Source organism: Leclercia sp. GHBNCSD, assembly GCF_055805075.1.
This window is the reverse complement of sequence record NZ_JBQVYO010000001.1, coordinates 1,064,315-1,080,487: the sequence shown is the minus strand read 5'-3', so window position 1 is coordinate 1,080,487 and position 16,173 is coordinate 1,064,315. Positions and strand designations below refer to the sequence as shown.

Annotated in this window: 13 protein-coding genes; all 13 read left to right on the top strand. The window is 54.4% G+C overall.

Features of this window, described 5'->3' with window-relative positions; genetic code table 11:
- The first annotated feature begins 67 nt into the window (after window positions 1–67).
- The gene (ispC, locus tag ACT3IC_RS05400) at window positions 68–1,267 is read left to right on the top strand and encodes a 1-deoxy-D-xylulose-5-phosphate reductoisomerase (RefSeq protein WP_103178335.1); all 1,200 of its coding nucleotides are present in this window, start codon (window positions 68–70) and stop codon (window positions 1,265–1,267) included.
- Window positions 1,268–1,452: 185 nt separating this feature from the next.
- On the top strand, window positions 1,453–2,211 hold the full coding sequence (gene ispU / locus ACT3IC_RS05395; protein WP_159339965.1) for a (2E,6E)-farnesyl-diphosphate-specific ditrans,polycis-undecaprenyl-diphosphate synthase: 759 nt from the start codon (window positions 1,453–1,455) through the stop codon (window positions 2,209–2,211).
- A 12-nt stretch (window positions 2,212–2,223) separates the two neighbouring features.
- Window positions 2,224–3,081: a phosphatidate cytidylyltransferase gene (gene cdsA / locus ACT3IC_RS05390; protein WP_039030306.1), complete on the top strand. Its 858-nt coding sequence runs from the start codon at window positions 2,224–2,226 to the stop codon at window positions 3,079–3,081.
- 11 nt (window positions 3,082–3,092) lie between these two features.
- Complete coding sequence (gene rseP, locus ACT3IC_RS05385) at window positions 3,093–4,445, top strand: sigma E protease regulator RseP (protein ID WP_103178338.1); 1,353 nt, start codon at window positions 3,093–3,095, stop codon at window positions 4,443–4,445.
- Between the two features lie 29 nt (window positions 4,446–4,474).
- Window positions 4,475–6,892, top strand: a complete 2,418-nt coding sequence (gene bamA / locus ACT3IC_RS05380) for an outer membrane protein assembly factor BamA (protein ID WP_103178339.1) — start codon at window positions 4,475–4,477, stop codon at window positions 6,890–6,892.
- Between the two features lie 118 nt (window positions 6,893–7,010).
- On the top strand, window positions 7,011–7,505 hold the full coding sequence (gene skp, locus ACT3IC_RS05375) for a molecular chaperone Skp (protein ID WP_103178340.1): 495 nt from the start codon (window positions 7,011–7,013) through the stop codon (window positions 7,503–7,505).
- Window positions 7,506–7,508: 3 nt separating this feature from the next.
- Window positions 7,509–8,534 carry a UDP-3-O-(3-hydroxymyristoyl)glucosamine N-acyltransferase gene (lpxD, locus tag ACT3IC_RS05370; RefSeq protein ID WP_103823301.1) on the top strand — a complete coding sequence of 342 codons (1,026 nt, stop codon included), beginning with the start codon at window positions 7,509–7,511 and terminating at the stop codon, window positions 8,532–8,534.
- A gap of 102 nt (window positions 8,535–8,636) precedes the next feature.
- Complete coding sequence (fabZ, locus tag ACT3IC_RS05365; RefSeq protein WP_007373234.1) at window positions 8,637–9,092, top strand: 3-hydroxyacyl-ACP dehydratase FabZ; 456 nt, start codon at window positions 8,637–8,639, stop codon at window positions 9,090–9,092.
- A 3-nt stretch (window positions 9,093–9,095) separates the two neighbouring features.
- Window positions 9,096–9,884: an acyl-ACP--UDP-N-acetylglucosamine O-acyltransferase gene (gene lpxA / locus ACT3IC_RS05360; protein ID WP_103178342.1), complete on the top strand. Its 789-nt coding sequence runs from the start codon at window positions 9,096–9,098 to the stop codon at window positions 9,882–9,884.
- The gene (gene lpxB / locus ACT3IC_RS05355; RefSeq protein WP_103178343.1) at window positions 9,884–11,032 is read left to right on the top strand and encodes a lipid-A-disaccharide synthase; all 1,149 of its coding nucleotides are present in this window, start codon (window positions 9,884–9,886) and stop codon (window positions 11,030–11,032) included. The genes lpxA and lpxB overlap by 1 nt, the downstream gene beginning before the upstream one ends.
- The gene (rnhB, locus tag ACT3IC_RS05350; RefSeq protein WP_103178344.1) at window positions 11,029–11,625 is read left to right on the top strand and encodes a ribonuclease HII; all 597 of its coding nucleotides are present in this window, start codon (window positions 11,029–11,031) and stop codon (window positions 11,623–11,625) included. Before lpxB ends, rnhB begins: the two co-directional genes overlap by 4 nt.
- 34 nt (window positions 11,626–11,659) lie before the next feature.
- The gene (gene dnaE / locus ACT3IC_RS05345; protein ID WP_159339964.1) at window positions 11,660–15,142 is read left to right on the top strand and encodes a DNA polymerase III subunit alpha; all 3,483 of its coding nucleotides are present in this window, start codon (window positions 11,660–11,662) and stop codon (window positions 15,140–15,142) included.
- Between the two features lie 12 nt (window positions 15,143–15,154).
- Window positions 15,155–16,114 (top strand): acetyl-CoA carboxylase carboxyl transferase subunit alpha, encoded by a 960-nt coding sequence (gene accA, locus ACT3IC_RS05340; RefSeq protein WP_103178346.1) that lies wholly within the window; start codon window positions 15,155–15,157, stop codon window positions 16,112–16,114.
- Window positions 16,115–16,173 lie beyond the last annotated feature (59 nt).

The following is a 16,173-nucleotide window of genomic DNA, read 5'->3' as shown; positions in this document are numbered from 1 at the left end:
CGTACAGAAGGCCTTTGGGCTTTGCTGGCGGCGTTTTGCTTTTCTGGTTCACTTTTCCGGGCATCTCATGAAGCAATTAACACTCCTTGGCTCAACCGGTTCAATTGGTTGCAGCACTCTCGATGTTGTTCGCCATAATCCAGACCACTATGCGGTGGCCGCCCTTGTCGCAGGCAAAAACGTTCATCGTATGGTGGAACAGTGTCTGGAGTTCACCCCGCGCTACGCGGTGATGGATGATGAAGCGAGCGCCCGGCAGGTTAAGGCGTTGCTGGCGGAGAAGGGCAGCCGTACCGAGGTGCTGAGCGGGCCAGAGGCCGCCTGTGAAATGGCCGCGCTGGACGACGTCGACCAGGTCATGGCCGCTATCGTCGGCGCGGCGGGGTTACTGCCTACGCTTGCAGCGATCGATGCCGGAAAATCCGTTTTGCTGGCCAATAAAGAGTCGTTGGTAACCTGTGGCCGCCTGTTTATGGACGCCGTGAAGCGCAATGGCGCGCGCCTTTTGCCGGTAGATAGCGAACATAACGCGATTTTTCAGAGTTTACCGCAACCCTTTCAGGAGAACCTGGGGTACGCTGATCTCGAGCAGAATGGCGTCTCTTCTATCCTGCTTACCGGGTCTGGTGGCCCGTTCCGTGACACGCCGCTGTCTGAACTGGTCTCAATGACTCCGGATCAGGCATGCCGTCATCCGAACTGGTCGATGGGGCGTAAAATCTCCGTTGATTCGGCCACCATGATGAATAAAGGTCTGGAATATATTGAAGCCCGCTGGTTATTTAACGCCTCGGCAGCGCAGATGGAAGTGTTGATTCATCCCCAGTCGGTGATCCACTCCATGGTGCGTTATCGTGATGGCAGCGTGATGGCGCAGTTAGGTGAACCTGATATGCGCACGCCTATCGCCCATACGATGGCCTGGCCAAACCGCGTAAGCTCAGGCGTTAAGCCACTCGATTTTTGCAAGCTGAGTGCGCTGACGTTTAGCGCGCCTGATTATCAGCGTTATCCATGTCTGAAGCTGGCAATGGAGGCCTTCGAGCAGGGGCAAGCGGCGACGACCGCACTTAACGCGGCGAACGAAATCGCTGTCGCCGCCTTCCTCGAAAAGCAGATCCGCTTTACGGATATCGCTGCGCTGAACCTGTCTGTGCTTGAGGCGATGGATCTACGCGAACCGCAAAGTGTGGATGACGTATTGACCGTCGACGCGAAAGCGAGGCTCACGGCGCAAAAAGCGGTGACGCACCTCGCAAGCTGGTGATAATCCACCCGCAGGTGGTCTTGCTATTTGTTAGCGTTGGGCTTCAGTGATATAGTCTGCGCCACCTGATTGCGGGTAGTTGACGTTCTGTGGTCAGGTAAGCCGTGGTATGACACGGCTTTTTTACGTAAAGGCTTCAGTATTCCTGAGTACCGTTAAATCCTTTCAGGGACCAAAAACGCGTTATGTTGTCTGCGAACCAACCAATAAGCGAAAACTTGCCGGCTCATGGCTGTCGTCATGTAGCAATCATCATGGATGGCAATGGCCGCTGGGCGAAAAGACAAGGGAAGATCCGAGCCTTTGGGCATAAAGCTGGGGCGAAATCTGTGCGCCGCGCGGTTTCTTTTGCCGCCAATAACGGCATTGACGCGTTAACGCTCTATGCTTTCAGCAGTGAAAACTGGAATCGACCTGCGCAGGAAGTTAGCGCGTTGATGGAATTGTTCGTGTGGGCGCTAGACAGCGAAGTAAAAAGCCTGCACCGCCACAACGTTCGCCTGCGTATTATCGGCGATACCAGTCGTTTTAACTCACGTCTGCAGGAACGCATTCGTAAAGCGGAGGCGTTGACCGGGCAAAATACCGGCTTAACGCTCAATATCGCTGCGAATTATGGCGGACGTTGGGATATTGTCCAGGGTGTGCGGCATTTGGCTGGACAGGTTCAGGAAGGGCTCTTAAGGCCGGACCAGATTGATGAAGAGGCGCTGAGCAAGCAAATCTGCATGAGTGAACTGACACCCGTGGATTTAGTAATTAGGACAGGGGGAGAACATCGCATCAGTAACTTTTTGCTGTGGCAAATTGCCTATGCCGAACTTTACTTTACAGATGTTCTTTGGCCCGATTTTGATGAACAAGACTTTGAAGGTGCGCTGCATGCCTTTGCCAATCGAGAGCGTCGTTTCGGTGGTACCGAGCCTGGTGGCGAAAACGCCTGATGGGGGTAGCTTTTGCTGAAGTATCGCCTGATTTCTGCGTTTGTTTTAATACCTGTTGTCATCGCGGCGCTGTTTTTACTGCCTCCGGTGGGATTTGCGATTGTCACACTGGTCGTTTGCATGCTGGCGGCGTGGGAATGGGGACAGCTTAGCGGCTTTACCTCGCGTTCCCAGCGGGTATGGCTGGCGGTGCTGTGCGGCCTGATGCTGGCGCTGATGCTCTTCATGCTGCCAGAGTACCATCACAATATCCATCAACCGATCATTGCAGGTTCGCTCTGGCTTTCGCTGGGATGGTGGCTGGCAGCGTTGCTGCTGGTGCTCTTCTATCCGGGCTCGGCCTCGCTGTGGCGTAACTCGAAAGTGCTGCGCCTCTGCTTTGGGCTATTTACCATCGTTCCTTTCTTCTGGGGAATGCTTGCCCTCCGCACCTGGCATTATGACGATAACCCATACAGCGGCGCGTTATGGCTGCTTTATGTCATGATTCTCGTCTGGGGGGCTGACTCTGGCGCCTATATGTTTGGTAAACTGTTTGGCAAACATAAGCTGGCCCCGAAAGTCTCTCCGGGTAAAACCTGGCAGGGCTTTATCGGTGGTCTGTTTACGGCGGCGATTATCTCCTGGGGTTACGGCGTATGGGCCAACCTCGAGGTCGCACCGGCAACATTATTGGTCTGTTCAATTGTCGCAGCGCTGGCTTCCGTGCTGGGTGATTTGACCGAGAGTATGTTTAAGCGTGAAGCAGGGATCAAAGACAGTGGCAATCTCATTCCAGGGCACGGTGGTATCCTGGATCGCATAGACAGCCTGACGGCGGCAGTACCCGTGTTTGCCTGCCTGTTTTTGCTGGTGTTTGGGACGATTTAACGGAAGGTTTTATGCTTAGCATTCTCTGGAATCTGGCGGCATTCATTGTTGCACTGGGTGTACTTATCACGGTGCATGAATTTGGCCATTTCTGGGTTGCTCGGCGCTGTGGCGTGCGTGTTGAGCGCTTTTCCATTGGCTTTGGTAAAGCGCTCTGGCGTCGTACCGATCGCCACGGCACAGAATTTGTTATTGCCCTCATCCCCTTAGGCGGCTACGTCAAGATGCTGGATGAACGCGTAGAGTCGGTTGCTCCTGAAATGCGCCACTACGCGTTCAACAACAAAACTGTTGGTCAGCGCGCCGCTATCATTGCTGCCGGTCCGGTTGCAAATTTCATCTTTGCCGTCTTTGCTTACTGGCTGGTGTTTATTATCGGTGTCCCTGGCGTTCGTCCGGTTGTTGGTGAAATTACACCCAACTCCATCGCGGCAAGCGCGCAAATTAATCCGGGGATGGAACTTAAAGCAATTGATGGCATCGAAACCCCTGACTGGGATGCCGTTCGGTTACAACTGGTCGCCAAAATTGGCGATGAGAGAACCACCGTCAGCGTGTCATCTTTCGGTTCAGAGCAACGTCAGAATAAAATTCTGGATTTGCGCCACTGGACCTTTGAGCCGGACAAGGAAGATCCTGTTGCGGCATTAGGTATCCGGCCGCGCAGCGCGCAGATTGAACCGGTACTGGCTGAAGTCCAGGCTGATTCAGCAGCGCGTAAAGCAGGTTTGCAAGCTGGCGACAGGATCGTTAAAGTCGATGGTCAGCCTTTAACGCAATGGATGACCTTTGTTACTCTGGTGCGTGATAATCCAGGAACGCCGCTGGCGCTGGAGATAGAAAGGCAGGGGAGTCCGCTCTCCTTAACGTTGATTCCGGATACCAAGCCGGGCGGCGGAAAGGCTGAAGGGTTCGCAGGCGTGGTGCCTAAAGTGATCCCGCTGCCTGATGAGTACAAGACAATACGCCAGTATGGGCCGTTCAGCGCCATCCTTGAAGCCACGGATAAAACATGGCAATTGATGAAGCTGACCGTGCAGATGCTGGGGAAATTGATTACCGGTGATGTAAAACTGAACAACCTCAGTGGGCCGATCTCGATCGCTCAGGGGGCTGGGATGTCAGCAGAGTTCGGGGTGATTTACTATCTGATGTTTCTTGCGCTCATTAGCGTGAACCTCGGGATAATCAACCTGTTCCCACTTCCCGTTTTAGACGGGGGCCATCTGCTGTTTTTAGCGATAGAGAAGCTAAAAGGCGGGCCGGTATCCGAGCGAGTTCAAGACTTTAGTTATCGCATTGGTTCGATTTTACTGGTGCTGTTAATGGGGCTTGCACTTTTCAATGATTTCTCTCGGTTGTAAGAGAGTGTTAGGAAGAACGCATAATAACGATGGCGATGAAAAAGTTGCTCATAGCGTCGCTGCTGTTTAGCAGCGCGACCGTATACGGTGCTGACGGGTTCGTAGTGAGAGATATTCATTTCGAAGGCCTTCAGCGAGTCGCCGTTGGTGCGGCCCTCCTCAGTATGCCAGTGCGCCCAGGCGACACGGTTAATGATGAAGACATTAGTAATACCATTCGCGCCCTGTTTGCCACTGGCAACTTTGAGGACGTTCGCGTTTTGCGCGATGGTGATACGCTACTGGTTCAGGTGAAAGAGCGCCCGACAATTGCGAGCATCACCTTCTCCGGCAACAAGTCGGTGAAAGACGATATGCTCAAGCAGAACCTTGAGGCCTCTGGCGTTCGCGTTGGCGAATCCCTGGATCGCACCACCCTCTCTGATATTGAGAAAGGGCTGGAAGATTTCTACTACAGCGTCGGTAAATACAGCGCCAGCGTGAAAGCGGTTGTCACGCCGCTGCCGCGTAACCGTGTCGATCTGAAACTGGTCTTCCAGGAAGGTGTTTCCGCGAAGATTCAGCAGATCAACATCGTTGGTAACCATGCATTCAGCACCGATGAACTGATCTCAACGTTCCAGCTGCGTGATGAAGTGCCGTGGTGGAACGTTGTTGGCGACCGTAAGTATCAGAAACAGAAACTGGCGGGCGATCTCGAAACCCTGCGCAGCTACTACCTGGATCGCGGTTACGCCCGTTTCAACATTGACTCGACCCAGGTCAGTCTGACTCCGGACAAGAAAGGCATCTACATTACCGTTAACATCACTGAAGGCGATAAGTATACGCTTTCGGGCGTTGAAGTAAGCGGTAACCTCGCGGGCCATTCTGCAGAGATTGAGAGCCTGACCAAACTGCAGCCGGGTGAACTCTATAGCGGTTCCAAAGTCACCAAAATGGAAGACGGCATTAAGAAGCTGCTCGGCCGTTATGGTTACGCTTACCCGCGCGTTCAGACCCAGCCTGAAATCAACGATGCGGATAAAACCGTTAAGCTACACGTCAACGTCGATGCGGGTAACCGTTTCTACGTGCGTAAGATCCGCTTTGAGGGTAACGATACCTCCAAAGATTCTGTCCTGCGCCGCGAAATGCGCCAGATGGAAGGGGCGTGGCTGGGCAGCGACCTGGTTGATCAGGGTAAAGAGCGTCTGAACCGTCTGGGTTACTTCGAAACGGTGGATACCGACACCCAGCGTGTGCCAGGTAAACCGGATCAGGTTGATGTCGTTTACAAGGTTAAAGAGCGTAACACCGGTAGCTTTAACTTTGGTGTCGGTTACGGCACAGAAAGTGGCGTTAGCTTCCAGGTGGGTGTACAGCAGGATAACTGGTTAGGTACGGGCTACTCCGTGGGTATCAACGGTACCAAGAACGACTACCAGACTTACTCTGAGCTCTCCGTGACTAACCCTTACTTCACCGTTGATGGTGTGAGTCTGGGCGGCCGTATCTTCTATAACGACTTTAAAGCGGATGATGCGGACCTGTCTTCGTATACCAACAAAAGCTACGGCGTTGATGGTACGCTCGGTTTCCCGGTTAACGAATATAACACCCTGCGTGCGGGCTTAGGTTACGTCCATAACGACCTGTCGAACATGCAACCGCAGGTGGCAATGTGGCGTTATCTGGACTCTATCGGACAGTCTGCCAGCACCTCGAATGATGATAACGGTTTTGCCGCAGATGACTTCACCTTCAACTATGGCTGGACGTACAACCGCCTCGACCGTGGTTTCTTCCCGACCGAAGGTTCGCGCGTCAACCTGAACGGTAAAGTGACCATTCCGGGCTCGGATAACGAGTTCTACAAGGTTACGCTGGATACCGCCTCCTACTTCCCGATCGATGAAGACCATAAATGGGTGGTTCTGGGTCGTACACGCTGGGGCTACGGCGATGGTTTAGGTGGCAAAGAGCTGCCATTCTATGAAAACTTCTATGCGGGTGGCTCAAGTACCGTACGTGGCTTCCAGTCCAATAACATTGGTCCGAAAGCAGCCTACTACGGCGGTAACGACGAAGATAACTGCGATAAGTCTTCATCAAGCGAAGTATGTAGCTCCGACGATGCAGTAGGCGGTAACGCCATGGGTGTTGCCAGCCTGGAGTTTATTACCCCTACGCCGTTTATCAGCGATAAGTATGCCAACTCCGTTCGTACCTCCTTCTTCGTGGATGCGGGTACCGTATGGGATACTAACTGGGAAAATACCAGTGCGACCAGGGCTGCAGGTATTCCGGACTACAGCGATCCGAGCAATATTCGTATGTCTGCGGGTCTCGCACTACAATGGATGTCACCGCTGGGGCCGTTGGTCTTCTCTTACGCCCAGCCGTTTAAGAAATATGATGGAGACAAGGCGGAGCAGTTCCAGTTTAACATTGGTAAAACCTGGTAATTGTCCGTCGCAAAGGAATGCGTTGGCAGTGTAGCGCTGACAACTGGCGATCGCAGGATCGCCTTGCCACGCAAAGAACGGTACCTTCGGGTGCCAATGGGATGGTAAGGAGTTAATTGTGAAAAAGTGGTTATTAGCTGCAGGTCTCGGTTTAGCGATGGCAACTTCTGCTCAGGCAGCGGACAAAATTGCAATCGTCAATATGGGTAACTTGTTCCAGCAGGTTGCGCAGAAAACAGGTGTTTCTGCCAAGCTGGAGAGCGAGTTCAAAGGCCGTGCAAGCGAACTGCAGGGTATGGAAAACGATCTGCAATCCAAAATGCAGCGTCTGCAGCGCGATGGTTCTACCATGAAAGCGAGCGAACGTAGCAAACTGGAAAAAGACGTAATGGCTCAGCGTCAGACTTTCTCTCAGAAAGCGCAAGCTTTTGAGCAGGATCGTCAACGTCGTTCTAACGAAGAGCGCGGCAAGCTGGTTACCCGTATCCAGTCCGCTGTGAAAGCTGTAGCTGCCGATCAGAGCATCGATCTGGTTGTTGATGCCAACGCCGTTGCATTCAACAGCAGCGATGTTAAAGACATCACCGCTGATGTCCTGAAACAGGTTAAATAAGTAATGCCTTCAATTCGACTCGCTGATTTAGCTCAGCAGTTGGATGCAGAATTACACGGTGATGGCGATATCGTCATCACCGCTGTTGCGTCCATGCAATCTGCTAAAGCAGGCAATATCACCTTCATGGTAAGCCCTAAGTACCGTGAACATCTGGCGCTTTGCCAGGCGTCTGCTGTCGTCATGACGCAGGACGATTTGCCGTTTGCCGCAGGTGCTGCGCTGGTAGTGAAGAACCCCTACCTGACGTATGCCCGTATGGCACAAATTCTGGATACCACGCCGCAGCCGGCGCAAAACATCGCACCCAGTGCGGTGATTGACCCAACGGCGCAGCTGGGTAACAACGTATCAATTGGTGCAAATGCGGTTATCGAATCAGACGTCGTGCTGGGCGATAACGTGGTCATCGGTGCCGGTTGCTTCGTCGGTAAAAAAACAAAAATTGGTGCAGGCTCTCGCCTGTGGGCCAATGTCTCTGTTTATCATGAGATCGAAATTGGCGAAAACTGCCTGATCCAGTCCAGTACTGTTATCGGTTCGGATGGTTTCGGTTACGCCAACGATCGTGGTAACTGGGTTAAGATCCCGCAGCTTGGCCGGGTGATCATCGGCGATCGCGTCGAAATCGGTGCATGCACGACTATTGACCGTGGTGCGCTTGATGACACGATCATCGGTAATGGTGTTATCATCGATAACCAGTGCCAGATTGCACATAACGTTGTGATTGGCGACAATACTGCCGTTGCCGGTGGCGTTATTATGGCGGGCAGCCTGAAGATTGGCCGTTACTGTATGATTGGCGGCGCCAGCGTCATTAACGGGCATATGGAAATATGCGATAAGGTTACGGTTACCGGTATGGGCATGGTTATGCGTCCAATCACCGAACCGGGCGTCTACTCTTCAGGCATTCCGTTGCAGCCTAACAAAGTGTGGCGTAAGACTGCAGCCCTGGTGATGAATATTGATGATATGAGCAAGCGCCTCAAGGCCATTGAGCGCAAAATCGATCAACAAGACTAAGCGTTCACCCGTTTAACGCACACTTCCCGGCCTGTCGGCTTTCTTATAAACCGGCAGGCCGTGTTATTATTGCCATTCAGATATTTTGACAGGAAGAGTATTTTGACTACTGACACTCATACTCTGCATATTGAAGAGATTTTAGAACTTCTGCCGCACCGCTATCCGTTTTTGCTGGTAGACCGTGTGCTGGATTTTGAAGAAGGTCGTTTTCTGCGCGCAGTGAAAAATGTTTCTGTAAACGAGCCATTCTTCCAGGGGCATTTCCCTGGGAAGCCTATCTTCCCGGGCGTATTGATCCTGGAAGCGATGGCTCAGGCTACCGGTATTCTGGCGTTTAAAAGCGTTGGGAAGCTGGAGCCAGGTGAGCTCTATTACTTCGCAGGTATCGACGAAGCGCGCTTCAAGCGCCCGGTCGTGCCTGGTGATCAGATGATCATGGAAGTGACTTTTGAAAAAACGCGTCGCGGCCTGACTCGCTTCAAAGGCGTAGCTCTGGTTGACGGCAAGGTTGTTTGCGAAGCTACCATGATGTGTGCGCGTAGCCGGGAGGCCTGATACGTGATTGATAAAACCGCCTTTATTCATCCAACCGCCATTGTGGAAGAGGGTGCCGTTATCGGTGCTAACGTCCACATTGGTCCATTCTGTATTGTTGGACCCCATGTCGAAATTGGTGAGGGTACCGTACTGAAATCTCATGTCGTGGTGAATGGTCATACGACTATTGGCCGCGACAACGTGATCTATCAGTTCGCCTCCATCGGTGAAGTTAACCAGGATCTGAAATATGCTGGCGAACCAACCCGTGTGGAAATTGGCGATCGTAACCGCATTCGCGAAAGCGTCACCATTCATCGTGGCACAGTACAGGGCGGTGAGTTGACGAAGGTGGGCAGCGATAACCTGTTTATGGTCAACGCGCATATCGCGCATGACTGTACCGTGGGTGACCGCTGCATTCTCGCCAACAACGCAACGCTGGCGGGACACGTATCAGTTGATGATTATGCAATCATTGGCGGCATGACCGCTGTCCATCAGTTCTGCATCATTGGTGCGCATGTGATGGTTGGCGGCTGCTCCGGCGTGGCGCAGGACGTTCCGCCATATGTGATTGCACAGGGTAACCATGCGACGCCGTTTGGCGTCAACATCGAAGGCCTTAAGCGTCGCGGTTTTAGCCGTGAAGCGATTATGGCTATCCGCAACGCTTACAAGCAGTTGTACCGTAACGGTAAAACGCTGGAAGAGGCTAAGCCGGAAATTGCCGAACTGGCGAAGCAGCATCCTGAGGTGAACGCGTTTGTGGAGTTCTTCGCACGCTCAACCCGTGGTCTGATTCGTTAATGGTCGATAGTCGTCCGCTTACGATCGCCCTCGTCGCCGGAGAAACCTCCGGCGATATTCTTGGTGCTGGTCTGATTCGAGCGCTCAAAGCGCGCGTTCCCAACGCGCGCTTTGTCGGCGTTGCTGGCCCATTGATGCAGGCTGAAGGCTGCGAAGCCTGGTACGAAATGGAAGAGCTGGCGGTGATGGGCATCGTCGAGGTACTGGGTCGCCTGCGCCGGTTGCTGCACATCCGCGCCGATCTGACGCGTCGTTTTACCGAACTTAAGCCCGATGTGTTCGTGGGTATTGATGCGCCTGACTTCAACATTACCCTTGAAGGTAATCTGAAAAAACAGGGGATCAAAACCATCCATTATGTCAGTCCGTCCGTCTGGGCGTGGCGACAGAAACGCGTTTTCAAAATAGGCAGATCGACGAATCTGGTATTGGCCTTCCTGCCTTTCGAAAAAGCGTTTTACGATAAATTCAACGTGCCGTGCCGCTTTATCGGCCATACCATGGCCGACGCCATGCCGCTGGATCCCGATAAAAATGGTGCACGTGACCTGCTGGGTATTTCACATGATGCCCACTGCCTGGCGCTGTTGCCAGGGAGCCGCGGCGCAGAAGTCGAAATGCTCAGCGCTGATTTTCTGAAAACCGCGCAAATCCTGCGTCAGACTTACCCTGACCTGGAAGTGGTCGTGCCGCTGGTGAATGCCAAACGCCGGGAGCAGTTCGAGCGTATTAAAGCGGAAGTCGCCCCCGATCTGCATGTCCATCTGTTAGATGGCAAAGGGCGTGAGGCGATGGTGGCCAGCGATGCCGCGTTGCTGGCATCGGGTACCGCTGCGCTGGAGTGCATGCTGGCAAAATGCCCGATGGTCGTGGGTTATCGTATGAAGCCGTTTACCTTCTGGCTGGCAAAACGGCTGGTGAAGACGGATTACGTCTCCCTGCCGAACCTGCTTGCCCGACGTGAGCTGGTGAAAGAGTTGCTGCAGGATGAGTGCCAGCCGCAGGCATTAGCCGCTGCGTTGCTGCCGCTGCTGGCTAACGGCAAAACCAGCCATGAAATGCATGACACATTCCGGGAACTGCATCAGCAAATCCGCTGTAATGCCGACGAGCAGGCAGCTGACGCGGTGCTGGAGTTAGCGAAATGATGGAATTTGTTTACCCTCACGCCCATCTGGTGGCGGGAGTGGATGAAGTAGGGCGTGGGCCGCTGGTGGGCGCAGTGGTGACTGCCGCAGTGATCCTCGATCCTGCTCGTCCGATTATCGGTCTGAATGACTCGAAGAAATTATCCGAGAAGCGCCGCCTGGCCTTATACGATGAAATTAAAGAGAAAGCGCTGGCCTGGAGTGTCGGGCGGGCGGAACCGCATGAGATCGACGAACTGAATATTCTGCATGCCACCATGCTGGCGATGCAGCGTGCCGTCGCAGGGCTGAGCGTGGTGCCGGAGTATGTGCTGATCGACGGTAATCGTTGCCCGGCGCTGCCCATGCCGTCGCTGGCGGTGGTAAAGGGCGACAGCCGGGTGGCGGAAATTAGTGCCGCCTCGATCGTGGCTAAAGTCACGCGCGATGCTGAAATGGCCGCGCTGGATCTCACATTTCCCCAGTATGGTTTTGCCCAGCATAAGGGGTATCCTACCGCTTTCCATCTGGAAAGACTGGCTGAACACGGCGCAACTGAGCACCACCGCCGCAGTTTTGGACCGGTAAAACGCGCACTGGGACTGATGTCCTGAATCAAGACGCCAATAAGTAACGCGGAATCTGAAGATGGCTGAACCACGTTTCGTACACCTGCGGGTGCACAGCGACTATTCCATGATTGATGGGCTGGCGAAGACCGGGCCGCTGGTGAAAAAGGCGGCCTCGCTTGGCATGCCTGCGCTGGCGATCACCGACTTCACTAACCTGTGCGGTCTGGTGAAGTTCTACGGAACGGCGCACGGTGCCGGAATGAAGCCGGTAATTGGGGCTGATTTTCATGTACAGAGCGAGCTTCTCGCCGATGAAATGACGCAAATTACCGTCCTGGCGCTGAACAATACCGGCTATCAGAACCTGACGCTGCTCATCTCCCGTGCCTATCAGCGCGGCTACGGCCCGCAGGGCCCGTGGATCGATCGCGCGTGGCTGGCGGAGCTGAATGAGGGGCTGCTGCTCATCTCCGGCGGGCGCATGGGCGACGTAGGCCGATGCCTGCTGCGCGGCAACACTGCCCTGGTGGAGCAGTGCGTCGATTTTTATAAAGAGTATTTCCCGGATCGCTTCTACCTGGAGCTGATCCGCACCGGTCGCCCTGATGAAGAGAGCTATCTGCATTCCGCGGTGGCGCTGGCGGAAGAGCAGGGCCTGCCGGTAGTTGCCACCAACGATGTGCGCTTCATCAACGCCGACGATTTTGACGCCCATGAAATTCGCGTCGCTATCCACGATGGTTTTACCCTCGACGATCCGAAACGCCCCCGCAACTATTCGCCGCAGCAATATATGCGCAGCGAAGAGGAGATGTGCGAGCTGTTTTCCGATATCCCGGAAGCGCTGGAGAACAGCGTAGAGATCGCCAAGCGCTGTAACGTCACCGTCCGTCTGGGTGAATACTTCCTGCCGCAGTTCCCGACCGGCGACATGACCACCGAAGACTTCCTGGTCATGAAATCAAAAGAAGGTCTGGAAGAGCGCCTTGAGTTTCTGTTCCCGGATCCGGCCGTTCGCGCCGAGAAGCGCCCGGAGTATGACGAGCGTCTGGACGTTGAACTCCAGGTTATTAACCAGATGGGGTTCCCCGGCTACTTCCTGATCGTTATGGAGTTTATCCAGTGGTCGAAAGACAACGGCGTACCGGTAGGGCCGGGCCGTGGTTCGGGTGCCGGATCGCTGGTGGCCTATGCGCTGAAAATTACCGATCTCGATCCGCTGGAATTTGACCTGCTGTTCGAACGCTTCCTCAACCCGGAACGTGTCTCCATGCCCGACTTCGACGTTGACTTCTGTATGGAGAAACGCGACCAGGTCATTGAACACGTGGCAGACATGTACGGTCGTGACGCGGTATCGCAGATCATTACCTTCGGTACCATGGCGGCAAAAGCAGTTATCCGCGACGTGGGCCGCGTACTGGGGCATCCGTACGGCTTTGTTGACCGCATCTCGAAGCTGGTGCCGCCTGACCCGGGCATGACCCTGGCGAAAGCGTTCGAAGCGGAGCCGCAGCTGCCGGAAATCTACGAGGCGGATGAAGAGGTCAAAGCGCTGATCGACATGGCGCGCAAGCTGGAAGGTGTCACCCGAAACGCCGGTAAACACGCCGGTGGGGTGGTCATTGCACCGACCAAAATTACCGACTTTGCGCCGCTCTACTGCGATGAATCGGGCCTGCATCCGGTCACCCAGTTTGACAAGAACGACGTGGAATACGCCGGGCTGGTGAAGTTTGACTTCCTCGGCTTGCGTACGCTCACCATCATCGACTGGGCGTTGAAGATGATCAACCCGCGCCGGGCCAAGCAGGGCCTGGAGCCGATTGATATCGCCGCGATCCCGCTCGATGACAAGAAAAGTTTCGACATGCTGCAACGCTCGGAGACCACGGCGGTCTTCCAGCTTGAATCCCGCGGCATGAAAGATTTGATCAAGCGTCTGCAGCCTGACTGCTTCGAAGATATGATCGCGCTGGTGGCGCTGTTCCGTCCGGGGCCGCTGCAGTCCGGGATGGTAGATAACTTTATCGACCGTAAGCATGGCCGCGAGGAACTCTCCTATCCGGATGTTCAGTGGCAGCATGAAAGCCTGAAGCCGGTGCTGGAGCCAACCTACGGCATCATCCTGTATCAGGAACAGGTCATGCAGATCGCCCAGGTGCTCTCCGGCTACACCCTCGGCGGCGCGGATATGCTGCGTCGAGCAATGGGTAAGAAAAAGCCGGAAGAGATGGCCAAGCAGCGCTCTATATTTGAAGATGGGGCGAAGAAAAACGGCATCGACGGCGAACTGGCGATGAAAATCTTCGATCTGGTGGAGAAATTTGCCGGATACGGATTTAACAAATCGCACTCTGCTGCCTACGCGCTGGTCTCCTATCAGACGCTGTGGCTGAAGGCGCACTACCCGGCCGAGTTTATGGCCGCGGTAATGACCGCCGATATGGACAACACCGAGAAGGTGGTCGGTCTGGTGGATGAGTGCTGGCGCATGGGGCTGAAAATCCTGCCGCCTGACATCAACTCCGGTCAGTACCACTTCCACGTCAATGACGACGGGGAGATTGTCTACGGCATCGGCGCGATTAAAGGGGTGGGTGAAGGGCCGATCGAAGCGATCATCGAAGCCCGTAACCAGGGCGGCTACTTCCGCGAGCTGTTTGACCTCTGTGCGCGTACCGATATTAAAAAGCTCAACCGCCGGGTGCTGGAAAAGCTGATTATGTCCGGGGCGTTCGATCGTCTCGGGCCGCATCGCGCGGCGCTGATGAACTCGCTGGGGGACGCCCTGAAGGCCGCCGACCAGCACTCAAAAGCCGAGGCCATTGGGCAGGCGGATATGTTCGGCGTGCTGGCAGAAGAGCCGGAGCAGATTGAACAATCCTATGCCAGCTGTCAGCCGTGGCCGGAACAGACCGTGCTGGATGGTGAGCGCGAGACGTTAGGCCTGTATCTGACCGGGCATCCGATCAATCAGTATATTAAAGAAATTGAGCGCTATGTCGGAGGCTACCGGCTGAAAGACATGCATCCGACAGAACGTGGTAAGATTACTACGGCTGCGGGGCTCGTCATTGCTGCGAGGGTTATGGTCACCAAACGCGGCAATCGTATCGGCATCTGTACGCTGGATGACCGTTCCGGGCGGCTGGAGGTGATGTTATTCACCGACGCGCTGGATAAATACCAGCAGCTGCTGGAAAAAGACCGCATACTTATCGTCAGCGGACAGGTCAGCTTTGATGACTTCAGCGGGGGACTTAAAATGACCGCCCGCGAAGTGATGGACATTGACGAAGCCCGGGAAAAATATGCTCGCGGGCTTGCTATCTCGCTGACGGACAGGCAAATTGATGACCAGCTTTTAAACCGACTCCGTCAGTCTCTGGAACCCCACCGCTCGGGGACCATTCCAGTACATCTCTACTATCAGAGGGCGGATGCGCGTGCACGGTTGCGCTTTGGTGCGTCGTGGCGTGTCTCTCCGAGCGATCGTTTACTGAACGATCTACGTGGCCTCATTGGTTCGGAGCAGGTGGAACTGGAGTTTGACTAATACAGGAATACTATGAGTCTGAATTTCCTTGATTTCGAACAGCCGATTGCAGAGCTGGAAGCGAAAATCGATTCTCTGACTGCCGTGGGCCGTCAGGATGAAAAACTGGATATTAACATCGACGAAGAAGTGCATCGTCTGCGTGAAAAAAGCGTAGAACTGACGCGTAAAATCTTTGCCGATCTCGGCGCATGGCAGGTTGCTCAACTGGCTCGCCATCCTCAGCGTCCGTACACCCTGGATTATGTCCGCCTGGCGTTTGATGAATTCGACGAACTGGCTGGTGACCGCGCATACGCTGACGATAAAGCTATCGTTGGTGGGATTGCGCGTCTCGACGGCCGTCCGGTGATGATTATTGGCCACCAGAAGGGGCGCGAAACCAAAGAAAAAATTCGCCGCAATTTCGGGATGCCAGCACCAGAAGGTTATCGTAAAGCCCTGCGTCTGATGGAGATGGCCGAGCGTTTTAACATGCCGATCATCACCTTCATCGACACCCCGGGAGCCTATCCTGGTGTCGGCGCGGAAGAGCGCGGTCAGTCTGAAGCGATTGCCCGTAACCTGCGTGAAATGTCACGTTTAAGCGTGCCGGTTATCTGCACCGTTATCGGTGAAGGTGGTTCCGGTGGCGCGCTGGCCATTGGTGTGGGCGATAAAGTGAATATGCTGCAGTACAGCACCTATTCCGTTATCTCCCCGGAAGGGTGTGCCTCCATTCTGTGGAAAAGCGCCGATAAAGCCCCGATGGCTGCGGAAGCGATGGGCATTATCGCTCCTCGCCTGAAAGAGCTGAAGCTGATCGATACCGTTATCCCGGAACCGCTGGGTGGCGCGCATCGTAAGCCAGAAGTGATGGCCGCCTCCCTGAAGGCGCAGCTGCTGGCTGATCTCGCAGACCTCGACGTGCTGAGCAAAGAAGATCTGCTGAACCGCCGTTACCAGCGTCTGATGAGCTACGGCTACGCATAAGCTACGCAATAATCTTAAAAGCCGCACCCTGTTGCGGCTTTTTTTATGTCCATGGTTTA

Excerpts from the sequence above, each read along its gene's own strand:
- rnhB (WP_103178344.1), top strand. The coding sequence starts at position 11,029 with ATGATGGAATTTGTTTACCCTCACGCCCATCTGGTGGCGGGAGTGGAT.
- ispU (WP_159339965.1), top strand. The coding sequence starts at position 1,453 with ATGTTGTCTGCGAACCAACCAATAAGCGAAAACTTGCCGGCTCATGGC.
- lpxD (WP_103823301.1), top strand. The coding sequence starts at position 7,509 with ATGCCTTCAATTCGACTCGCTGATTTAGCTCAGCAGTTGGATGCAGAA.
- lpxB (WP_103178343.1), top strand. The coding sequence starts at position 9,884 with ATGGTCGATAGTCGTCCGCTTACGATCGCCCTCGTCGCCGGAGAAACC.
- ispC (WP_103178335.1), top strand. The coding sequence starts at position 68 with ATGAAGCAATTAACACTCCTTGGCTCAACCGGTTCAATTGGTTGCAGC.
- bamA (WP_103178339.1), top strand. The coding sequence starts at position 4,475 with ATGGCGATGAAAAAGTTGCTCATAGCGTCGCTGCTGTTTAGCAGCGCG.
- dnaE (WP_159339964.1), top strand. The coding sequence starts at position 11,660 with ATGGCTGAACCACGTTTCGTACACCTGCGGGTGCACAGCGACTATTCC.
- accA (WP_103178346.1), top strand. The coding sequence starts at position 15,155 with ATGAGTCTGAATTTCCTTGATTTCGAACAGCCGATTGCAGAGCTGGAA.
- rseP (WP_103178338.1), top strand. The coding sequence starts at position 3,093 with ATGCTTAGCATTCTCTGGAATCTGGCGGCATTCATTGTTGCACTGGGT.